The organism is Coleofasciculus sp. D1-CHI-01 (assembly GCF_040218875.1).
Taxonomy (GTDB): Bacteria; Cyanobacteriota; Cyanobacteriia; order Cyanobacteriales; family Coleofasciculaceae; genus Coleofasciculus.
The window spans coordinates 34,824-55,813 of sequence record NZ_JAVJQP010000107.1 but is presented as its reverse complement, the minus strand read 5'-3'; the positions used below and the strand labels follow the sequence as shown (position 1 = coordinate 55,813).

At 47.0% G+C, this 20,990-nt stretch carries 19 protein-coding genes; 13 read left to right on the top strand and 6 right to left on the bottom strand.

Annotated features, from left to right (window positions below):
- Positions 1-192 precede the first annotated feature (192 nt).
- Positions 193-1,563 carry an RNA-guided endonuclease InsQ/TnpB family protein gene (locus RIB93_RS19545; protein ID WP_446374718.1) on the top strand — a complete coding sequence of 457 codons (1,371 nt, stop codon included), beginning with the start codon at positions 193-195 and terminating at the stop codon, positions 1,561-1,563.
- Here the strand turns inward: RIB93_RS19545 and RIB93_RS19540 are convergent.
- Entirely contained in the window at positions 1,549-1,743 is a 195-nt protein-coding gene (locus RIB93_RS19540) for a hypothetical protein (RefSeq protein ID WP_446374716.1), read from the bottom strand. The two genes, RIB93_RS19545 and RIB93_RS19540, sit on opposite strands and share 15 nt — an antisense overlap.
- A gap of 293 nt (positions 1,744-2,036) precedes the next feature.
- Entirely contained in the window at positions 2,037-2,633 is a 597-nt protein-coding gene (locus RIB93_RS19535) for a Uma2 family endonuclease (RefSeq protein WP_446374714.1), read from the bottom strand.
- Between the two features lie 265 nt (positions 2,634-2,898).
- Here RIB93_RS19535 and RIB93_RS19530 point away from each other — a divergent pair, with 265 nt between their 5' ends.
- The 10 genes from RIB93_RS19530 (at position 2,899) to RIB93_RS19485 (ending at position 12,887) form a co-directional block, all read left to right on the top strand.
- On the top strand, positions 2,899-4,980 hold the full coding sequence (locus RIB93_RS19530) for a phosphodiester glycosidase family protein (RefSeq protein ID WP_446374712.1): 2,082 nt from the start codon (positions 2,899-2,901) through the stop codon (positions 4,978-4,980).
- A 553-nt stretch (positions 4,981-5,533) separates the two neighbouring features.
- The gene (locus RIB93_RS19525) at positions 5,534-5,734 is read left to right on the top strand and encodes a hypothetical protein (RefSeq protein WP_446374710.1); all 201 of its coding nucleotides are present in this window, start codon (positions 5,534-5,536) and stop codon (positions 5,732-5,734) included.
- A 91-nt stretch (positions 5,735-5,825) separates the two neighbouring features.
- Positions 5,826-6,245, top strand: a complete 420-nt coding sequence (locus RIB93_RS19520) for a phosphomannose isomerase type II C-terminal cupin domain (RefSeq protein ID WP_006103117.1) — start codon at positions 5,826-5,828, stop codon at positions 6,243-6,245.
- A 248-nt stretch (positions 6,246-6,493) separates the two neighbouring features.
- Positions 6,494-6,823, top strand: coding sequence for a HesB/IscA family protein (locus RIB93_RS19515; RefSeq protein ID WP_446374708.1), 330 nt, complete (start codon positions 6,494-6,496; stop codon positions 6,821-6,823).
- Between the two features lie 178 nt (positions 6,824-7,001).
- Positions 7,002-7,373: a 30S ribosomal protein S12 gene (gene rpsL, locus RIB93_RS19510; protein WP_006103254.1), complete on the top strand. Its 372-nt coding sequence runs from the start codon at positions 7,002-7,004 to the stop codon at positions 7,371-7,373.
- Positions 7,374-7,570: 197 nt separating this feature from the next.
- Complete coding sequence (rpsG, locus tag RIB93_RS19505) at positions 7,571-8,041, top strand: 30S ribosomal protein S7 (RefSeq protein WP_446374706.1); 471 nt, start codon at positions 7,571-7,573, stop codon at positions 8,039-8,041.
- Positions 8,042-8,231: 190 nt separating this feature from the next.
- On the top strand, positions 8,232-10,307 hold the full coding sequence (gene fusA, locus RIB93_RS19500; RefSeq protein ID WP_446374704.1) for an elongation factor G: 2,076 nt from the start codon (positions 8,232-8,234) through the stop codon (positions 10,305-10,307).
- 23 nt (positions 10,308-10,330) lie between these two features.
- Positions 10,331-11,560: an elongation factor Tu gene (gene tuf, locus RIB93_RS19495; RefSeq protein ID WP_446374702.1), complete on the top strand. Its 1,230-nt coding sequence runs from the start codon at positions 10,331-10,333 to the stop codon at positions 11,558-11,560.
- 177 nt (positions 11,561-11,737) lie between these two features.
- Positions 11,738-12,055: a 30S ribosomal protein S10 gene (gene rpsJ, locus RIB93_RS19490; RefSeq protein WP_044208966.1), complete on the top strand. Its 318-nt coding sequence runs from the start codon at positions 11,738-11,740 to the stop codon at positions 12,053-12,055.
- A 190-nt stretch (positions 12,056-12,245) separates the two neighbouring features.
- On the top strand, positions 12,246-12,887 hold the full coding sequence (locus RIB93_RS19485; protein ID WP_446374700.1) for an LON peptidase substrate-binding domain-containing protein: 642 nt from the start codon (positions 12,246-12,248) through the stop codon (positions 12,885-12,887).
- Between the two features lie 2 nt (positions 12,888-12,889).
- On the opposite strand, the gene pheA is transcribed toward RIB93_RS19485, so the two are convergent.
- Positions 12,890-13,753, bottom strand: a complete 864-nt coding sequence (gene pheA, locus RIB93_RS19480; RefSeq protein ID WP_446374698.1) for a prephenate dehydratase — start codon at positions 13,751-13,753, stop codon at positions 12,890-12,892.
- Positions 13,754-14,059: 306 nt separating this feature from the next.
- Here pheA and RIB93_RS19475 point away from each other — a divergent pair, with 306 nt between their 5' ends.
- Complete coding sequence (locus RIB93_RS19475; RefSeq protein ID WP_446374696.1) at positions 14,060-14,650, top strand: DUF1997 domain-containing protein; 591 nt, start codon at positions 14,060-14,062, stop codon at positions 14,648-14,650.
- Positions 14,651-14,827: 177 nt separating this feature from the next.
- Positions 14,828-15,916, top strand: coding sequence for an RNA-guided endonuclease InsQ/TnpB family protein (locus tag RIB93_RS19470; RefSeq protein ID WP_446374694.1), 1,089 nt, complete (start codon positions 14,828-14,830; stop codon positions 15,914-15,916).
- 323 nt (positions 15,917-16,239) lie between these two features.
- Here the strand turns inward: RIB93_RS19470 and RIB93_RS19465 are convergent, their stop codons facing one another.
- The 3 genes from RIB93_RS19465 to RIB93_RS19455 all read right to left on the bottom strand — a co-directional run bounded on the left by RIB93_RS19465 (position 16,240) and on the right by RIB93_RS19455 (position 20,940).
- On the bottom strand, positions 16,240-16,875 hold the full coding sequence (locus tag RIB93_RS19465; RefSeq protein WP_446374692.1) for a ribonuclease HII: 636 nt from the start codon (positions 16,873-16,875) through the stop codon (positions 16,240-16,242).
- A 300-nt stretch (positions 16,876-17,175) separates the two neighbouring features.
- On the bottom strand, positions 17,176-19,209 hold the full coding sequence (locus RIB93_RS19460) for an Rne/Rng family ribonuclease (protein WP_446374690.1): 2,034 nt from the start codon (positions 19,207-19,209) through the stop codon (positions 17,176-17,178).
- Between the two features lie 552 nt (positions 19,210-19,761).
- Complete coding sequence (locus RIB93_RS19455; protein ID WP_446374688.1) at positions 19,762-20,940, bottom strand: cysteine desulfurase family protein; 1,179 nt, start codon at positions 20,938-20,940, stop codon at positions 19,762-19,764.
- Between the last annotated feature and the right edge of the window lie 50 nt (positions 20,941-20,990).

Below are 20,990 nucleotides of genomic sequence, written 5' to 3'. Positions count from 1 at the left end.
AGCGAATAACTTCTGCCATACTCAACCCTTTTTTTTTATCTGCATAAGCTTTTAACTTATCCCACTCTTCATCGGTGACTCGAATATTTAACCGTTTTTCCATTGACATGTGATACTGTTGGGTAGCACAATAATAAGAGTATAAAGCATCTAAAGCATCTGTTAAAGCAAAATTAAAAGGAGGTGATAAAATTGAAGCGAAGCAAAGACACGTTTAAGCTGAATTGCCAGTATCGAATTGTACCGGATAAGCAACAGGTTTATCAGTTAAACGAATGGCTATACAAGTTGTGCCGGATACACAATTTGATGCTAGAGGAACGGTTTAACTGGTGGGAGTTTAACCGCAACTCAGTCAATGCTTGCCCGATTTTTATCACCCATCTACCAGAACTTAAAGATCAGCCAACCTATTACTCACAGAAACGGGCTACCCATTGGTCAAGGGAAACCTATAAGTACCTATATGAGGGAGTTCATTCGCAGGTAATACAGGAAGCGATTAAGCGAGTGGAGGATACATTTAACCGCTTTATCAAAGGTGATTTAAATGGGAAGCGAAGCGGGAAGCCTCGGTTTAAGTCGGTGCGGAGATACCGGACATTTACGATCCCGCAGTTGAAGCCGGACTGCCTAAGCGTCACTACCAATCCTCATCGGCGTAAAAACGGCGGTACACGGCGCGACATTGCCTATATCAGCTTGCCCAAGGTAGGTCAGGTAAAACTCATCTACCACCGTCCAATCCCAGAAGGGTTCACGATCAAGGCGGCACTGGTGTCACGTCGCGCCGATGGTTGGTATATTTGCTTAACCTTAGAGGATAAATCCGTTCCTAGCCTGAAATCACCAGAGATAGAAGCAACACAAGAGAACTCCCTTGGGTTAGATGTGGGACTAGAGAAGTTCTGGACAGCCTCAGACGGGGAGATTGAGCTAATCCAGCAACACTACCGCAAGTCTGAGTCAAAGTTGGTAAAGTTGGCTAACCGCAAAGATAAGAAACCTCACAAATCGGCTCAGGCAAGGAAGCTGGCGAAAAAGATATCCAAGCACCACCAGAGGCTACAACGGAAGCGGAAGCAATTCCATTATGAGTCGGCGACAAAACTGGTGAGCCGAGATGAACAGGTGTTCTTTGTCGAGGACATTAAACCGGGAAATTTGTCCCGTAAAAACAAACCTAAACAGGATGAAAATGGAAAATATATACCCAATGGACAAAGTGCTAAATCAGGTTTAAACAAATCAATTAATGACGCTGGCTGGGGTCAATTCCTATCAATTATCGCTTACAAAGCTGCGAAAGCTGGTAAGTCTGTGGTGAAGGTTAAACCCCACAATACAAGCCAGATATGCTCTTGTTGTAATCGCCTAGTTGAAAAAGATTTATCAGTACGAATTCACCACTGTTTATGTGGATTAATTCTAGATAGAGATTGGAACGCGGCGATTAACATAAAGAGAGTGGGGCTGGGCATATTCCCCACTATAAAACGCCGGAAGCGTCGTTCTAAAGCGGCGACAAAGGAAGCCTACACCGTACCCCTAGGGTCGGTGTAAGAGGATGTCACAGTCAACTTGTGTACCCCCCGTAATCGTGTAGGTGTTGCCCTCCTGTTGAACAATCGTACCCGTGTCATCAGCGGCTGGCGTGATAGATTGGGCAAGGGTTTGGGGCGCAAGGGGAATTAAGCCCAGCAGGGGTAGCAGGGCAATAGCAATGTTGCGGCGATCTACCATGAGGTTTGGGGAACCTTTATATCAGAGGGGAATTCCTATTATTCTCTCACAAGAGTAGGATATTTGGGAGATTCAGGAGTGCGATCGCGCAACTCGCCTCCAATTTTACCCAAAAAAGGCTCTTCCGTAGTTAGTGTGCTAAATTGTTAGTTTGATTTGCCAGAATATTGGATAGCTAAAATCCTGCCCCACTTCCTTGTCCCCGTTCCTACTGACCAAAGTTGTGCGATCGCGAATTATTCTATAGCTACAGGCACACACATTTTTCCACAGTAAAACTATACCATAAAACGTTATTTTTGCAGCGCCTTTTGAAAAGTTTTAATAGCATCCACATGATTCACCATATTGATGCAACGTAATAACAAATCCAGATCAATCCCTTTAACTTCCTCGCTACTCTTAATCTGTTCATAATGAAGTGTCTTCCCCTCTCCTCGCAGGTGATAAAGCTCTAACACCCCATCTTCCCAAAACCACACTTCCTTGATCTTCAGCCGCTTATAGATCTCCAACTTGTTGATACCGCCACTGGTAAACACCACCTCAATCACTAGATCGGGATTGGTTCGACCCGGAGCCAGTTTATAGGATTTATCGGCTTCTCGCTTGACGGCGACTCCTTCACTTTCCAACGTCATCGAGCCAGTTGGAGTAAAGTCAAATCCTGCCATCAACAGGTAAAGCTCCAACAATGCACCAATTCTTTCCTTAACGGTTTCGTGGGGTTCTCCGGGCATTCGTCGTATCTCCAAAACTCCATCTAAAAAAGAAAGTCGATATCCTGGGCGGTCTAACAATTGCTCAACGGCTTTGAACTCTCTCCAGGTCATTCCTTCAAACAAAAGGGGGGATTCCTTTTTGGGTGTTGTGATCGTGGCTAGGGTCATTTGAGTCTCCCGTTTTTTTCGATTATATATCAACTCAAAATTGGACAGGTTTACCACCCACCCTTTCTTTTAAAGTCAATGACTCTTTTAACTTGAAAGCCAAGGTTAACTGGAACTTTTGAGCCTAGATTGCTGTCAACAGCAAAACAGCCGATGTAGAGTTTAGCCTGAATTGTTAAACTAATTTTTTGAATAGACCTACAATACAGGAATTAGTTTATCGGTATGGTTAAATGTTAATTCATCTCACACCAAAGCCAAGATTATGACCAAAGGGTTCTCACGGAATAAAGCCAAAATTGTGATAGGATTCTTAGTAATTTGTGCTTCATGCCTAGGTTTAACCGCTAAACGTGTTAGTTGTGCGGAATCCCTAGTAATAGAGAGTCTAACCATGGGGGAAATTTTGCAACGTTTAGTTGTTCAGTCTACCCTTGAACTCGATCGCGAATGGGTAGAAGCTGAAGCCGTGACTCCCTCTGCTTCTCCCTCACCTCAGACTCAGATTTTAGCTCGAACCCCAACTCAAGTCGTTGGCGGGGGGACAAAACTCTCCTTAAATGGTCGCATACTACCTCTTGCCTGGAAACAGTGGCAAGTTGGGGGAGTCATACGCACGGGTATCAGTGATGTGGGAGTCCAACAACTCTTTGGACTGGAATTGTTGAGTACCCGCAATTGGACGCGACAACCGGTGCAGTGGTTTTCTAATCCCCTAAGTACGCCTCTCGTTTTCGTGGCTCACCATCGTGATGCTTATCGCTATTTAGATATTACAGAGTTTGCCCAACAGGTGGGATGGCAATTTCAAGCCCAAGGAGATACATTAGCTCTAACGTCTGCACCCGCACGATTAGACAGTATCCGGGAAGAGGCACACCTGTGGGGGTTTAGGATTATTCTTGATTTAGATCATCCCACACCTTGGCAAGTGAGCAGAAGCCCCGGTGAAGGGGTGATTATATTAGACGCGATCGCGAATCCATCCCTGATTGAACAGTTTACCCCCCTAGAGCCTGTGGAAGAGGAGGAAGAGGAGGAAGTTGAGGGAGATAGGGAAGATGAGGAAGATGAGGGAGATGGGGGAGATGAGGGAGATGGGGGAGATGAGGGAGATGAGGGAGATGGGGGAGATGAGGGAGATGAGGGAGATGATGTAGCCTTAGAGAATCAACCTGTCATCCGACTTGAAACCAATCAAACCCAAACCACTATCGGGGTTTCGATTCCAGATGGTCTACAGTTACACGTTTTCAGCTTACCCAACCCCAATCGCTTAGTCATCGAACTTCGACCCAATGCCATGGTGGAAAAAGATATTCTGTGGGCACCAGGTATCTGGTGGCGTCAGCGGACTGTGACTCTGGGTGATACTCGATTTCCTGTGGTGTGGCTAGAGGTTGATCCCAAAAATCCGCAAGTCAATCTGAAACCGATGTGGAGTAATCCCACGACTCAAGTGGGAACCGCCCCCCTGATTAAAACAGCGCAGTTGTGGAACGCTTCAGCAGCGATTAATGGTGGCTTCTTTAACCGCAATAATCAACTGCCCTTAGGTGCGATCCGCCGGGATGGATATTGGTATTCTGGACCGATTCTCAACCGAGGTGCGATCGCGTGGACAGATCAGCATCAATTTAAATTTGGACGCCTTAGCCTCCAGGAAACGTTAATTACCGCTAATGGAGAACGTTTTCCGAGTCTATTTCTGAATAGCGGTTATGTGCAAGCTGGGATGTCTCGCTATACCCCAGCTTGGGGCGTAACCTATACCCCTTTAACCGATAATGAAGTGATTTGGGTTGTGCAGAATAACCAGATTACTGCTCAATTACCCGGAGGAGTCGCTGGAGAGGAATCCTTTGTGATTCCAGTTAATGGTTATTTGCTTACCAACCGAGGGCATGATCCCAATGCGATCGCTAAGTCACTCACCATTGGCACAACAGTTCAGATTGAACAGAAAACGTTGCCAGTTGAGTTTAACAATTATCCCAATATCCTTGGTGCTGGTCCCTTGTTACTGCAAAATCGCCAAATTGTCTTAGATGCCAAAGCCGAAAACTTTAGTAATGCCTTTGCCCAACAATCTGCCATTCGGAGTGCGATCGGAATCACAGCAAATGGCACACTAATTATTGCGGCTATGCACAATCGTGTCGGTGGCAGGGGACCCAACTTGACGGAAACGGCACAGTTGATGCAACAACTGGGAGCCGTTGATGCGCTCAATCTCGATGGTGGCAGTTCTACTGGACTCTATTTGGGGGGTCATCTTCTAGATCGTTCTCCTCATACAGCCGCCCGGGTTCACAATGGTTTAGGGCTTTTCCGACCTTATAAGTAAGTGGGTGGACACAATAAAAGAAGAGTGGTGGAGGTCGTTATTTTTCATTTGTCCTTAGTCCTTTGTAAGGGTTTGAGGATACTTTACAAAACTTAATGAATTACCTTTTCTTTTGTCCGACTCTTTTCTTAAAGTTTTGATAAAGCTCAAGCCTCTAAATGTAAAGACTTCCGACAATTTTACGAATCCACTCCCTACTGTATTCAAAATCTTAACTGAATTTGCTAATGTTGATTGTGGTTAGGTTTTGCGTTGTTGAGAACCTGGCAATAGCTAAAAATTCAATAAAACGTTTTTACGTGCGATTAACGCAGGCGCGGAAGTCCTCACCCTCAACGATAGTAGGGTGAGGATGGACAGCGGAAAATTGAGGAACGAAATTTTCAAATTACAATTAACTTTTGGCGCTATAATAACAGTAACCCTCCTAGGTCTACATGGTAATGCATGGGCTAAAGATGGCATGGGCTAGGTGTGATAGAGATGTAGTCCTTGCGCGTTAATGAACTCGACCACCGTTCGCTTTATAGCGTCCAGAAAAGAATAGCGCAAGATGCCTAATGGCATTATTCGGTTAGTACAGACGCTTCAAAAGCGCGTCTCTACAACCGCAAACCGCTATCATCCAAGCGGACTAACAAAATATAACTGTCTGCGGAAGGCGGACAACTGCCTGTGGACGCTGAGTAAGACCAATAGAGGGCAACCTTTAGAGGCATCGGCGGATGAAGCGGGAAATCCTAAAGACGAATAAGACCGTCCTTGTTTAGCTAAGTTGGAAGCCCTAACTTCAGCGAAGCAAGTTAGGGTACTTCACTGTCGTAACTATTTTCAGGAGAAAGACTATGGTTCAGCAAGCAGTTCCTCAAGATTCGGCGATCACCCTACCCAGATCGTTGACTGCCGAAGGCGCTGCCGCTACAGAACTAAGACCTTGGGGTTCATTTACTGTTCTGGAAGAGGGGCGAGGATACAAAATTAAGCGTATTGAGGTGAAGCCGGGTCATCGCCTCAGTCTGCAAATGCACTACCATCGTAGTGAACACTGGATTGTTGTCAGTGGCATGGCGAAGGTTATTTGCGGGGATAAGGAATTATTGATTCATCAAAATCAGTCCAGCTACGTTCCTCAAGGACATGCTCATCGCCTAGAAAATCCGGGTGTCATTCCGCTGGTATTAATTGAAGTACAGAATGGCGAGTATCTTGGCGAAGATGACATTATTCGCTATGAAGATGACTACGCCCGCAGCGAGTCCACCTGACGATAGGTTGGATTATCTGAAGTAGCTAGTACGGCTTACCTGTGCTTTACTAGCTTGACGCCAAATTTGCTCCTCCCTAATACTAGGGGAGGAAATTTTTTTGCCCCGGGTGACGAAAGTTCTCATCGTCATCAATAGAAGGAGTTTTCGAGAATTGCCTGTCAAGATGATTTCTGACAGAAAGCCGGATCTGTGAACGAAGAATCCCCGCACTTTTAAGGCGGGGAGTGTCAACCAGGACAAAACCAATGATTACACTGAGTCAAGCGGCAACCGATGAAATTAGACGCCTGCAAACCAAGCGCCAGCAACAGCAAGCTCGATTACGCTTAGGTGTGAAGCCAGGAGGATGTGCCGATTTATACTATATTCTGGAGTTTGATGATGCCGTCAGAGCGAGCGATCGCGTCTATGACTATCAAGGCGTCGCTGTTGTCGTGGATGAGGCAAGCATCAAGCATTTAACTACCCTCACCTTGGATTATTCCGAAGATCTCATGGGCGGTGGGTTTCGCTTTTATAATCCCAATGCCATTGAAACCTGTGGCTGTGGTAACTCGTTTCGAGTTAAGACGTGAGGAATGATCCTAGGTTTAAGGAGTAATTAAAGCACAAAGGACGTAGCTGGCTTCTTTTCGGGAGCGAGTATGACCAAGGACAAAAGACCAAAAAATTGACATTGTTGCCTAAAAGTCAGTACAATCAGAATTTGTCAATACTTACAAACGATTCAAGGAATTTCACGCGCCTTAACTCATGCCCACTATCCAGCAGCTTATTCGTAGCGAACGTGCCAAAATTAAGGCGAAAACCAAATCGCCTGCACTGAAACAATGTCCACAACGGCGGGGTGTTTGCACCCGCGTCTACACGACAACCCCCAAGAAACCGAACTCAGCCCTGCGGAAAGTGGCAAGGGTACGTCTGACCTCGGGTTTTGAAGTGACGGCGTATATTCCAGGGATTGGTCATAACCTTCAAGAACACTCAGTCGTCATGATTAGAGGAGGACGGGTTAAAGATTTACCCGGAGTTCGATATCACATTATTCGAGGAACTCTAGATACGGCGGGTGTGAAAGATCGCAAGCAGGGTCGTTCCAAGTACGGAACCAAGCGTCCTAAGTAAACCAACAGAGCTTTTCTAAATCTGCCAAAACCCTGCTAGACTTACCCATAGCGGTTTATTTTGGGTAAGTTGATCAGGAAAATAGGGAGATGAAGTGGCTTGCTTTTTTCAAGCAAGTCCTAAAGACTGGAGAAAAAATAATCAGTTCCAGCACAAATAGTTAAATTTGCCGTGTATGTATTTTGTAAAGGTTTACTATGTCTCGTCGTACAGTTGTTAAAAAGCGCCCAGTCCCCCCTGACCCGGTTTATAACAGCCGTCTGCTTAGTATGATGATGCGCCGGATTATGCATCATGGGAAAAAATCAGTAGCATCTCGGATTATCTATGACGCCTTCAAAATTATTGAAGAACGCACCGGAAAGGAACCGCTAGAGGTATTTGAAGAAGCGGTACGGAATGTCACTCCCTTAGTAGAAGTGAAAGCCCGTCGGGTTGGAGGGGCAACCTATCAAGTTCCCATGGAAGTCCGCTCAGAACGCGGAATAACATTAGCCATGCGCTGGCTGATCCAGTTTTCCCGAAGTCGTCCAGGGAGAAGTATGGCGAGTAAATTCGCAAATGAGTTGATGGATGCGGCAAATGAAACGGGGAATGCCATTCGTAAGCGGGAAGAAACCCATCGGATGGCAGATGCCAATAAAGCGTTTGCTCATTATCGGTACTAATTCAGTAAGCTGGTGACTGACAGGCAGAAGGAGGCTAAGGTTTAATTCGGCGTTCCGTGAGGAATAAAGTCGCTGGCTGACTTTTTGAGGAACAAGTAGGACAAATCCCTAAAAAGTTAAACAAAGTATAGAATTGTAAAGAGATAGTAACGCAACGTGTAAACTTGCGGCACAGACGAAGGAGGTAGCTGTGGCACGTACCATCCCGCTTGAGAAAATACGCAATATCGGGATTGCCGCCCACATTGATGCGGGCAAGACAACAACAACAGAACGGATTCTGTTTTACTCAGGAATCGTTCATAAACTAGGCGAAGTCCATGAAGGGACAGCCGTGACCGACTGGATGGAGCAAGAGCGGGAACGGGGAATTACAATTACTGCTGCTGCCATCAGCACGAACTGGCTGGATCACCGGATTAACATCATTGATACACCGGGTCACGTAGACTTCACGATTGAAGTTGAGCGTTCGATGCGGGTTTTAGATGGTGTAATTGCTGTGTTCTGCTCAGTGGGAGGTGTCCAGCCCCAATCGGAAACCGTGTGGCGTCAAGCTGATCGCTACCGGGTGCCGAGGATTGCCTTTGTCAACAAGATGGATCGCACGGGTGCTAACTTTTTCAAAGTATACGATCAACTCCGCGATCGGCTGCGTACCAATGCGGTTGCGATCCAAATTCCCATCGGCAGTGAAAGTGATTTCCACGGGATTGTCGATCTTGTGCAAATGCGTGCCCGGATTTATACCAATGACCTGGGTACGGATATGCAAGACACCGAAATCCCCGAAGAGGTTCAAGAACTAGCCCAAGAGTACCGAGTCAAGCTGATCGAAGCTGTAGCTGAGACCGATGAAGCGCTCTTAGAAAAATATCTGGCAGAAGAAGAACTCACCGAAGAGGAAATTCGTTCTGCCCTGCGTAAAGGTACAATTGTCGGTACGATTGTGCCGGTGCTGTGTGGTTCAGCCTTCAAAAATAGAGGAGTACAGTTACTCCTTGATGGAGTGGTAGACTATCTACCCTCTCCGGCGGAAGTTCCGCCAATTCAGGGACTATTGCCAGATGGGACACCGGACAAGCGACCAGCAGATGATGAAGTTCCCCTATCGGCGCTGGCATTTAAAATTATGTCAGACCCTTATGGTCGCTTAACCTTCATGCGGGTCTACTCAGGCATCCTGAAAAAAGGCAGCTACATTCTTAATTCCACCAAAGATCAGAAGGAGCGGATCTCCCGGCTGATTATTTTGAAATCCAACGAACGCATTGAGGTCGATGAGCTACGAGCTGGCGATCTCGGTGCAGCAATTGGTCTCAAACAAACAACAACGGGTGATACAATTTGTGGCGAAGAAGCCCCGATTATTTTGGAATCGCTTTATATTCCAGAGCCGGTGATTTCGGTAGCCGTAGAACCCAAAACCAAGCAGGATATGGAGAAGCTTTCCAAAGCACTCCAAGCCTTATCGGAAGAAGATCCGACATTCCGGGTCAGTATTGACCCAGAAACCAATCAAACCGTGATTGCGGGAATGGGTGAACTTCATCTGGAAATTCTGGTTGATCGGATGCTGCGGGAGTTCCGAGTTGAAGCGAATGTGGGTGCCCCTCAGGTGGCTTACCGAGAAACCATTCGCAAATCCGTGCAAGCTGAAGGTAAGTTCATCCGCCAAAGTGGCGGTAAAGGTCAGTACGGTCATGTCGTCATTGAATTGGAGCCAGGTGAAACCGGTAGTGGGTTTGAATTTGTCTCCAAGATTGTTGGTGGTTCCGTACCGAGAGAATTTATTTCCCCGGCTGAGCAGGGTATGAAAGAAGCCTGCGAATCGGGTATCCTAGCTGGGTATCCCCTCATTGATGTCAAAGCCACATTAGTTGATGGTTCGTATCACGATGTTGATTCTTCGGAAATGGCGTTCAAAATTGCTGGTTCGATGGCAATTAAAAACGGCGTAACGAAGGCGGCACCCGTGTTACTCGAGCCTATGATGAAAGTGGAAGTTGAAGTGCCTGAAGACTTTCTCGGAGATGTCATGGGCGATCTCAACTCCCGCCGTGGTCAAATTGAAGGGATGGGGACCGAAGAAGGTCTAGCCAAAGTTTCGGCTAAAGTTCCATTAGCCGAAATGTTTGGTTATGCTACGGATATACGGTCAAAAACCCAAGGTCGAGGTATCTTCTCAATGGAGTTTAGCAACTATGATGAAGTGCCTCGTAACGTGGCTGAAGCTATCATTGCTAAGAGCAAAGGGAACGCATAACTAAGAAAAGGAAAACGTAATTCATGGCACGCTCAAAGTTTGAAAGGACTAAACCCCACGTCAACATTGGCACAATTGGTCACGTAGACCACGGCAAAACAACGTTGACGGCTGCCATTACCATGACTCTGGCTTCATCAGGTCAAGCAACCGCCAAGAAGTACGAAGAAATCGATGCGGCACCAGAGGAAAAGGCGCGGGGGATTACCATTAACACCGCTCACGTTGAGTATGAAACGGCGAATCGCCACTACGCTCACGTTGATTGCCCAGGACACGCTGACTACGTGAAAAACATGATCACGGGTGCGGCTCAAATGGATGGCGCGATCCTGGTGGTTTCCGCCGCTGACGGTCCGATGCCGCAAACACGGGAACATATCCTCCTTGCCAAGCAGGTAGGCGTCCCCAACTTAGTCGTCTTTTTGAATAAGAAAGACATGGTGGACGACGAAGAATTACTGGAATTGGTGGAACTGGAAGTCCGCGAACTCCTCAGTGATTATGAATTTGATGGAGATAATATTCCCATCGTGGCAGGCTCGGCGTTAAAGGCGCTTGACTCTCTTACCTCTAACCCAAGCATTAAGAAGGGTGATGATGAGTGGGTTGATCAGATCTATGCGTTAATGGATGAGGTCGATGCTTACATTCCTACCCCAGAACGGGATGTGGATAAGCCCTTCCTGATGGCAGTTGAAGATGTCTTCACCATCACTGGTCGGGGTACAGTCGCCACGGGGCGGATCGAGCGCGGTAAAGTCAAAATTGGCGACGAAGTTGAGCTAGTTGGACTCCGGGATACGGTCAAGAAAACCGTCACTGGCATTGAGATGTTTAAGAAGAGTCTTGATGAAGGGATGGCGGGTGACAATGCCGGAATTCTGCTCCGAGGTGTTGAGAAGAAAGATATTGAGCGGGGAATGGTAATTGCCAAGCCCGGTTCTATCACTCCTCATACTCAGTTTGAGTCGGAAGTCTATGTCCTCAAAAAAGAAGAAGGAGGACGTCATACTCCGTTCTTTTCCGGTTATCGCCCTCAGTTCTACGTTCGTACCACCGATGTGACGGGAACAATCAGTTCCTACACCGCTGATGATGGTACCAATGTGGAAATGGTTATGCCCGGAGACCGAGTAAAAATGACCGTGGAGTTAATCAACCCGATCGCGATTGAACAAGGAATGCGCTTTGCCATTCGTGAAGGTGGTCGCACCATCGGTGCAGGTGTTGTCTCCAAAATCCTCAAGTAGCACTGTTCTCACTCCAAAGAGTAGGAGCAGAGAAGCTGATGCTTTTCTCTGCTCCTTATTCTCTGTGTTGGCAAAACGTTATGAATTCTGAGTGTTGAGTTCTGAGTTCGGGAACATTCATTCAACACTCAACACTTAAAACTCCTAATTATTTCAGAACCTAGACAACTCAAAAAAATGGCAACGATTCAGCAGCAAAAAATTCGGATTCGTCTTAAAGCATTTGATCGGCGATTACTAGACACTTCATGCGAGAAGATTGTGGATACAGCAAATCGCACCAATGCTGCCGCCGTCGGTCCAATTCCCTTACCGACCAAACGTCGTATTTATTGTGTCTTGCGATCGCCCCACGTTGATAAAGATTCGCGGGAACATTTTGAAACCCGTACTCATCGGCGACTTATTGACATTTATCAGCCATCGTCCAAAACCATTGACGCCCTGATGAAACTGGATTTACCGGCTGGTGTGGATATTGAAGTGAAGTTATAGGGTGGAAGATGAGAAGGGTAGGAGGGTAGAAGGGTAATGCTCTTGCCTAAATCAGTACAGGTAATAGACATGCCATAAAACCGGACAAGATATGAGTTAGTACAGCTTTAACGGATTTTGTGGCTTCTTGTCCCAAAAAAATCCGTTAAAGTAGGTAAAGAAGCGCAGTTACCCTTTTCACCAAGGCACAATGGCATCCTCTTCCTCAATTGCTGTTAGAGAACTTCCTTTGTTTCCACTGCCAGAAGTGGTTCTATTTCCGGGACGTCCTCTGCCCCTCCATATCTTTGAATTTCGCTATCGTATGCTGATGAACACGATTTTGGAGAGCGATCGGCGTTTTGGGGTATTAATGTGGGACCCGGTGCAAGGTCAACCCGCCGCCGTTGGCTGCTGCGCTGAAATTATACATTTCCAGCGTCTGCCTGATGATCGGATGAAAGTCTTAACCCTGGGTCAGCAACGATTTCGGGTTTTAGAATACGTCCGAGAAAAACCCTATCGTGTCGGATTGGTGGAATGGATAGAGGATCAACCCTCTCAAAAAGACTTAAAAGAAATTTCCACATCCGTTGAGCAATTGCTGCGAGATGTTGTCCATCTTTCTGCCAAGCTGACGGATCAGAAAATCGAGCTGCCCGAAGACTTGCCAGATCTGCCCTTAGAACTATCGTATTGGGTAGCGGGCAATCTTTACGGCGTCGCCTCCGAACAACAAGCGTTGTTAGAAATGCAGGATACAGCAGCCCGTTTGGAACGCGAAGCGGAAATACTTACCTCCACGCGCAATCATTTGGCTGCCCGTACAGTCCTTAAAGATGCATTTAATTAAGCTTAATTCTCAATCAGCGCAGTTGAATTAATGGGTATGACGCTGTAGCTGCCAAAAATTTTCAGAATTTCTGTATGAGAGGCAGCTTCTGAGAGTGCCTCTTGCACCAACGGTGTAGAGGCATCGGCTTCTAAATCAATAAAGAAAAGATACTCACCCAGCGATCGCTTCGTCGGGCGAGACTCAATCCGACTCAGGTTAATCTCTCGCTGGGCAAAGGCTTGCAGAGGTTTAACTAAGGCTCCCGGTACATTGGCGGGCGTGCTAAAAGCCAGGGAGGTATGACTACCCCCAGGAGACGATTGCTGACCCACAATCCAAAAACGAGTACAGTTGTCTGGATAATCATTGATAGCCGCCGCCAGGATCGGTAATTGATAAAGCATCGCCGCCCGTTGAGACGCGATCGCACCTGCCGTATAGTCAGTATCCAGATGCTGTAAGGCTTCTGTGGTTGAGTTTGTGGGTACGAGTTGTACCGAGGGTAGACTGTTTTCTAGCCACCCTTGACATTGGGCTAAGGCTTGAGGATGAGAATAAACTGTTTGGATTGCCTGAAGACGAGATGCCCGTGATAACAGGGCATGTTGGATTGGCAAAACCAATGCCTGTTGAATTTGTAGTTGATCCAGTTGCCACAGCGTATCCAACGTAATCGTGACACTGCCTTCAATGGAATTTTCCACAGGCACTACCGCCAAATCCGCTTGCCCTTTGGCGACGGCGTGCAGAGTTTGGGCAATGCTGGGATAAGGACATAACCAAGGTTTTGAATCACTTTCACGGGTAAGAGTGCGACAGTAAGCTAATGCTGCCGCTTCCGCGTAAGTCCCTGGTGGTCCAAGATGGGCAATTGAAATTGACATAAACTGCGCTTTAGTTTATAATTTATAACTTTATTTGTACTCAGTAATGAGATTTAATAATTTCTGTCCTTAGGACTAAACCTTTGCTTTGATCGAGGCACTGAAAGTCTTCTATAGGAAGATAACGGTTGGCGAGCATAATTTCTACAATCGGAGTAAGGATTAAGTTACATGCAGTGGTCTCATCTACGAGACTCGCTCATCCCCCTAACCTTAAAAAATTCCCCCCAGTTATGTAAATAAACTTTAATTAAAGTAAGATTAACTTTAAGAAACTTAGACAAAACCCAACGTTGCTCTCACCCTATGACCAGCCAGTTTACTGCATCGCAATCCGTAGAAATTACTGTACCCGCACAACCTGCCCCCATTCAGCACTATTTACGTCAACCTCAGCGGTTGGTACACGCGATCGCTGATCCGAATCTGATCGAGCAACTGAGTCGAGAACAGTTTCGCCTGAAGATGCGTCCATTGCAGTTTCTGTCGTTAACCTTTCAACCGCGAGTCATTCTCAAAGTTTGGGCAGATGGTGAGGGTACAGTTCATCTGCGATCGGTAGATTGTGATATTCCTGGATTGGACTACATCAATCAACGCTTTACCCTGGAGGTCAAAGGAAAACTCTATCCTGATCAACAGCAAAACACCACTCGGCTCAAAGGTAAGGCTGATTTAAAGGTGCGGGTGGATATTCCCTTTCCTCTATCGATGACACCCCAACCCATTATTGAAACAACCGGAAATGGATTACTCAAAAGTGTGTTGCTGCGAATTAAGAATAAACTAATGCATCAACTGCTATCAGATTATCGCCAATGGGCTAACGCGGATCGCCCAACCCTGGCTCAATCTAAATCTCAACACCTTGCACCAGTCGATAATCCCAGCATCTAAGTATTGTGCCGAGGGGAGGGAACAGGGAACAGGGAAAGTGGGGAAGCGGGGGTTGATGATTAGAGCCTGATTCACAGGCAATTTCTAGATATTTCCGGAAAAATACCTGAGATTTATTTTTCCTCTAGACAAAAACTTATGGTTGTATGATAAAAGGGTCACATTTTCTGGGTGTCAATGTTATTAGGATTCAAAACTGAGCTAAGGCTGAATAATCAGCAGAGGACACTGTTAGCCAAACACGCGGGTACAGCCCGTCACGCCTGGAATTGGGGACTGGGATTAACTAAGCAGATATTAGACCATAACCGGGATAACCCAGAAGACAAGATTAAGTTTCCCACTGGTATTGACCTCCATAAATGGTTGGTAGCGTTGGTTAAACCCGTTTGCCCCTGGTACTACCAGGTGAGTAAATGTGCTCCTCAATATGCGCTCAGGCAATTGGTTGAGGCTTGGAGACGGGCATTTAAGAAGACAAGTAAACCCCCACGGTTTAAACGCAAGGGACGGGGCGATAGCTTTACCCTGGATGGGGCAATCAAAGTCGAACATAATCGGGTGAGAGTCCCGGTCATTGGTTGGCTGAGAACTTATGAGCAATTACCTGATGCATCTCAACCCAAATCCGTAACCATTTCCAAAACGGCTGCTCGCTGGTTTATCAGTTTTAAGTTGGAGATTGAGCCGTTCAACACCCATAAACCTTACCCCGTTGTCGGAGTGGATTTAGGCGTAAAAGCATTGGCTCTCTTGTCTACGGGGGTTGTGGTGGAAGGTGCGAAAGCTTACCGGAAGTATGAGAGGAAGCTCTCTCGTATGCAATGGCTCAACCGTCATAAAGTCAAAGGCTCGAACAACTTCAAGAAAGCTCAAATCAAGATAGCCCGTCTGCACCGGAAAATAGCTAACATCCGCAAAGACACATTGCATAAACTCACCACCTATTTAGCCAAAAACCACAGCCGAATAGGGATAGAGAACCTCAATGTGTCTGGCATGATGGCTAATCACAAGCTGGCTAAAGCAATAGGCGACATGGGCTTTTTTGAGTTTAAACGCCAGCTAGAGTACAAGTGCCAATTGTACGGGTCAACCTTAATCGTGGTTGAGAGATGGTATCCCTCAACCAAAACCTGCTCAAGATGCCACACCGTCAAAGACTCAATGCCCCTATCTGAGAGGGTTTTCCGGTGTGACAACTGCGGGCTGGAAATTGATCGCGATTTCAACGCCTCCATTAATTTGGAGATAGCCGCTAGTTAAGTGGTGGTAGCCTGTGGACTGGACAAGTGCCGACACGACCAGAATGAAGCAGGAAGTAAACAGCAGACTTTATCGGATATTGGTAGATTTGTGTAAGTTTTACGTAACGGAAGAACAATTCAATTACAGCTCACTGCGAGCATTATTGACAGTAGGGTATTGTGTAGGGGCGGGTTTTACTATTATCGTTTTTTACCCAACCCGGATGTAACTAAACCCGCCCTGACCCAGTGCAAAAATTCACAAGAGAACTCCCTTCCTTGCCCCTCTGCCCCTCTGCCCTCTGCCCCTCTGCTCCTCCGCTCCTCTGCACCCCATCTTCCTCATCCCCCATCCCTCAGTTGACAAGGACGAAACGAACGGCGATGCTGTGGCGAAGGACCCAACTCTTTGAGGGCTAAACGATGTCGTTCGGTTCCGTACCCCTTATTAGCGGCTAAGTCATAATCGGGATACTTCGTCGCTAAACGTCCAATTAAATCATCGCGCCAGACTTTTGCCACAATGCTAGCCGCCGCAATTTCCAGCGATCGCTGATCTCCTTTAATCAGGCTTTTTTGGGGTACAGGTAAACCTACCAATGCCTGTCTCCCATCAATCAAACATAAATCAGGCTGCACTTTTAACTTAAGCACAGCCCGTTTCATTGCCAACAGAGAGGCTTGTAAGATATTAATTTGGTCGATTTCAGTACTGGTGGCATAACCAATACTCCAATCGACGGCTAACTCTTGAATCTCTTGCGCCAATTTTTGGCGTCGTAGACGAGTTAATTGTTTACTATCTTTCATTCCAGAACCAGCCAAATTGGGCAGCGTTGATGCAGGTAAAATAACCGCTGCAGCCACAACAGGACCAAATAAAGCACCACGCCCAACTTCATCCACTCCGGCGACCAATTTGCGATCGCCCGATAGTTCCGGTAGTTGACAATAGTTAGCTGAATTTTCCATTTTCATGGATTCAAGAGAGTCAACTTAAGGTAAAAACCAGTACTGGCAAGCCTTGAGGCTATGTATCCGTACTATTGGGCTGTTCTTGCTCCCCTCTCCCCTGCAAAAAAAGCGAAGCATCCTCTGTCATCCCCCCTGCAAAAAAAGCGAAGCATCCTCTGTCATCCCCCCTCTTGTAGGGGGGAACGAGGGGGGTAGGGGGGAACGAGGGGGGTAGGGGGGAACGAGGGGAGTCGGGAGAGGGGCTAGGGGTGAAGGCTGGCTTGGGGAGTGATACCAAATCCGCTTTTGAAACCCCTTTATCCCTCACTCATTCTCCATTGCTGAAGAACGGCGGCGACGACGACGAATCAAAGGCGGTTTCGTTTCCGATTCGCTGGTTGAGCTTGAATCATCCGATGATTCTAAATCAACATCAACGGCTTTTCCAGAAGAAGTAACCAGTACCTTGTCTGAACTCTCTTCTGAGTCTGACTCCTCTGATGGGTGAGACGTATCCTCCCATGAATCGTCAGTAGTGTCATTGTCAGGGATGTCATTGTCAGGGATGTCATTGTCAGAAGAATCCGATTCAGCTTCTCCAGGAAGCACCACCGAAACCATAACTGATCGGGGATTTCTAATCTCCTTATCTAACCGCACTAATGGTGAAATGCCCATCAAGGCATAAACATCCTGTTCTTCCGGCGTCATCTCAACCTGAATAACTTCCGGCGGTTCCATTTCTACCACCGACCGAATGAGCTGGGGTTTGCCCACTCGTTCACTGGAGTCTGACACGATGGGACGTTCAACAGATGTAGTATCGCGCCTCATCCCCTCTACGTCTTCACTCACATCAGAGGAACGTTGGGACAGAGTTATTGGGCGAACATTGCTCTTGGCTACAGGTTCATCCTTAGAGATTACATCCTCCAAGCGGCGACGGCGACGGCGGCGATTAGTGCCATCAGGGATTCCCCGTTCTTGATAACTCGGATGATTGAGTTCCAGTTCATCCGGTTCATTAAAGCCAGGGATATCCAGGGGTTCTGGAAGATCAGGGGTTTCTGGGATGTCAACGCGAGAAATAGGCTCTGGCTCTTGCTGCACTTGAGGTTCTGGCTCACCGGGAAGATGCACCAGATGTCCCAATCCACCACAGCTTGGACAAGTGCGACCAAATAATTCGTAAATATTTTGACCTTGGCGCTTGCGGGTGAGTTCGACTAACCCCAGTTCTGACAATTGGGCGATTTGGGGTCTGGCTTTGTCCATTTTCAACGCTTTGTTGAAATGTTCCAGAACTTGTAATTGGTCACGCCGCGAGTCCATATCGATAAAGTCCACGATGATTACGCCAGCAATATTACGTAGGCGCAATTGGCGGGCGATTTCCGTCGCGGCTTCACAGTTAGTCCAGAGGACGGTTTCTCGCGCCGTGGCGGAACGGGTAAAGGAACCGGAGTTCACGTCAATAACGGTTAGGGCTTCCGTCTGCTGGATAATAATATAGCCTCCCGATGGCAGATCGACTCGTGGCTTTAAGGCTTCTCGAATCGCCGCATTAATTCGGAAATAATCGAGAATTGAGAGGCGATCGCGGTGATGGTCAATTAAAACCCCTTCCGGTGATCGACCGCCACTCCAGCTTACTAACTGCTGTTTTACCCGTTTGACCCCAGTATTGGAATCAACCACAATCCGATTCACATCCGCTGTGTACATATCGCGGAGGACTCGTTGGATAAAATCATCATCGCGATTCAGTAGAGCTGGCGCTCTGGTCGAAGTTGCCTCCTGCTGGATGGCTTCCCACTGACGTTGCAGCGCCTCCAAATCCTCCATTATCGCTTCTTCCGCTCTGCCCTCGGCTTCTGTGCGAACCAATAATCCCATCCCAGCGGGTTTAATCAGCACAGCCAAGGCTCTGAGGCGATTACGTTCGTTTTCGTTCTTTATCCGTCGGGATAAATTAACCCCTCGTCCATAAGGCATCAGCACCAGATAACGACCCGGTAAGCTGACATTTCCGGTCAGCCGAGGACCTTTATTGCCCGTCGGCTCCTTCATCACTTGGACTAAGACTTTTTGCTGCGGGGTGAGCAGTTCCGTAATCGCCCCGGAGCGACGTTTAAGTCGCAGCGGACCCAAGTCGGTGACATGAATAAATCCATTGCGTTCGGCATCACCGATATTGACGAATGCGGCATCAATGCCTGGTAAAACGTTTTCGACAATGCCGAGATAAATATCACCTACTTGGTGGCTGCCCGTGGCAACGACAAGTTCTTGGATTTGATCTTCTGAAAAGACAGCAGCCAGACGATATTGCTCTGCAATAATAATTTGCTTTGCCATTCAATTTCCTCAAAATTTGGCAGTACGCTCAAGTACTGAAGCTTGGTCTTTGTTGAAATTTTAGATAGCTGATTAGTTTAGAGAACAGGCAAACGAGCCAAGCTTTAATAATGCTTGAATGCTTGTCTGAGTTACCTTTTCCACCAAAAATCTTAAATCGCATACCTAAAATTGATCGGTCACTCTTACTTTGGCTACCCTTTATGATTCTGAAAAGCAAAAACTTTAGCTTTACTTAGAAAACGTAAATCGTGATCGGGGAGTGACTGAAGACTACTGACACTCTCATGGATCTACTTTTTCTCCAATGCTACAGGTAGCCAATGTCATATCCCTTCGCCCAAGGGTCAGCATTGGAGTTTGGTAACGTGCAAGTCAAAAGTCTGGAAGTGTGAATCAGTTGCGGACAGTATCTATGAGATAGTTTCTACAGGTCGAACCTAGTGTCACTGTAGGTACGCAACTGTTTCCTCAATTTTACATTATACTGCTTTGATTGTTGATTGTTAACGGGTAAGACTATCAGTTTAGCTGTGAGGGGGTTATCGCGGGTTACAGAATCGACGTTTTAGGGGTTTGAGCTTGACGCAAGGACTCAATTGTCGCGATCGCGTGTTGGGCAACCTGATCAATTTCCTCTCTGGTATTAAAGCGCCCAATGCCAAATCGGACTGAGGCATGAGCTAAAGGTTTTGAATGTCCCAGTGCCAAGAGGACATGGGAGGGTGCTACGTGGCTTGATGAGCAAGCTGAACCCGATGACACGGCGACAACAGGCTGTAATCCCAACAGCAGGGCAGAACCATCTACTCCCTCAACCGAAATATTAAGATTTCCTGACAATCGCTGCTCAGGATGACCATTCAGGTGAATTCCCCCTAATGGAGACAGGGTAGTCCAGAGGTGTTCCCGTAACTGGCGGAGGCGTTGAGATTCAGAGGCTTGTTCGGCTAATCCGAGTTCTACCGCTTTGGCAAAGCCTACGATTTGCGGTGTGTAGAGTGTACCCGAACGGAATCCCCGTTCCTGTCCCCCGCCCTGAATTTGTGACGCTAACTTCACTTTCGGGTTACGGCGGCGGACATACAGCGCCCCAATCCCCTTAGGACCATACAGCTTATGGGCAGTGAAGGACATGAGGTCAATATTCATATCTAGAACATCCAAGGGAATTTTACCAATCCCTTGGGCAGCGTCGGTATGGAAGAGTACCTGATGCTGGTGACAAAGTTCTCCAATTTTAGCTAGGGGTTGTAATACGCCAATTTCGTTATTGGCAGCCATCACCGAGACTAAAATCGTATCGGGACGAATTGCTTTTTCTAGCTGGGTTACGTCGAGGAGTCCATCCCCTTGAACAGGCAAAAATGTGACCTCAAATCCTAAGTCTTGTAAATAGGTACAGGGATCAAGCACGGCTGGATGTTCAGTCTGGACGGTAATGATATGACGCCCTTTACTGAAATAGGCTTCAGCAACCCCTTTAATTGCTAGATTATTCGCTTCTGTTGCACCACTGGTGAAGACGATTTCCTCTGGTGTGGCGTGGATAGCGTCAGCAAGGGTTTGTCGTGCTTGTTTAACCGCCGCTTCTGCTTCCCAACCATAAGCATGGCTGATACTGGAAGGGTTGCCGAAATGTTCTCTAAAATAGGGCAGCATCGCCTCTAGCACCCATTCATCCATGGGGGTGGTGGCGTGGTTGTCAAGATAAATGGGACGATGAGACATTGTGAGTAAGTCGGTAGGGACAGTTAAAGTTAATGGCGGTGATCATCATT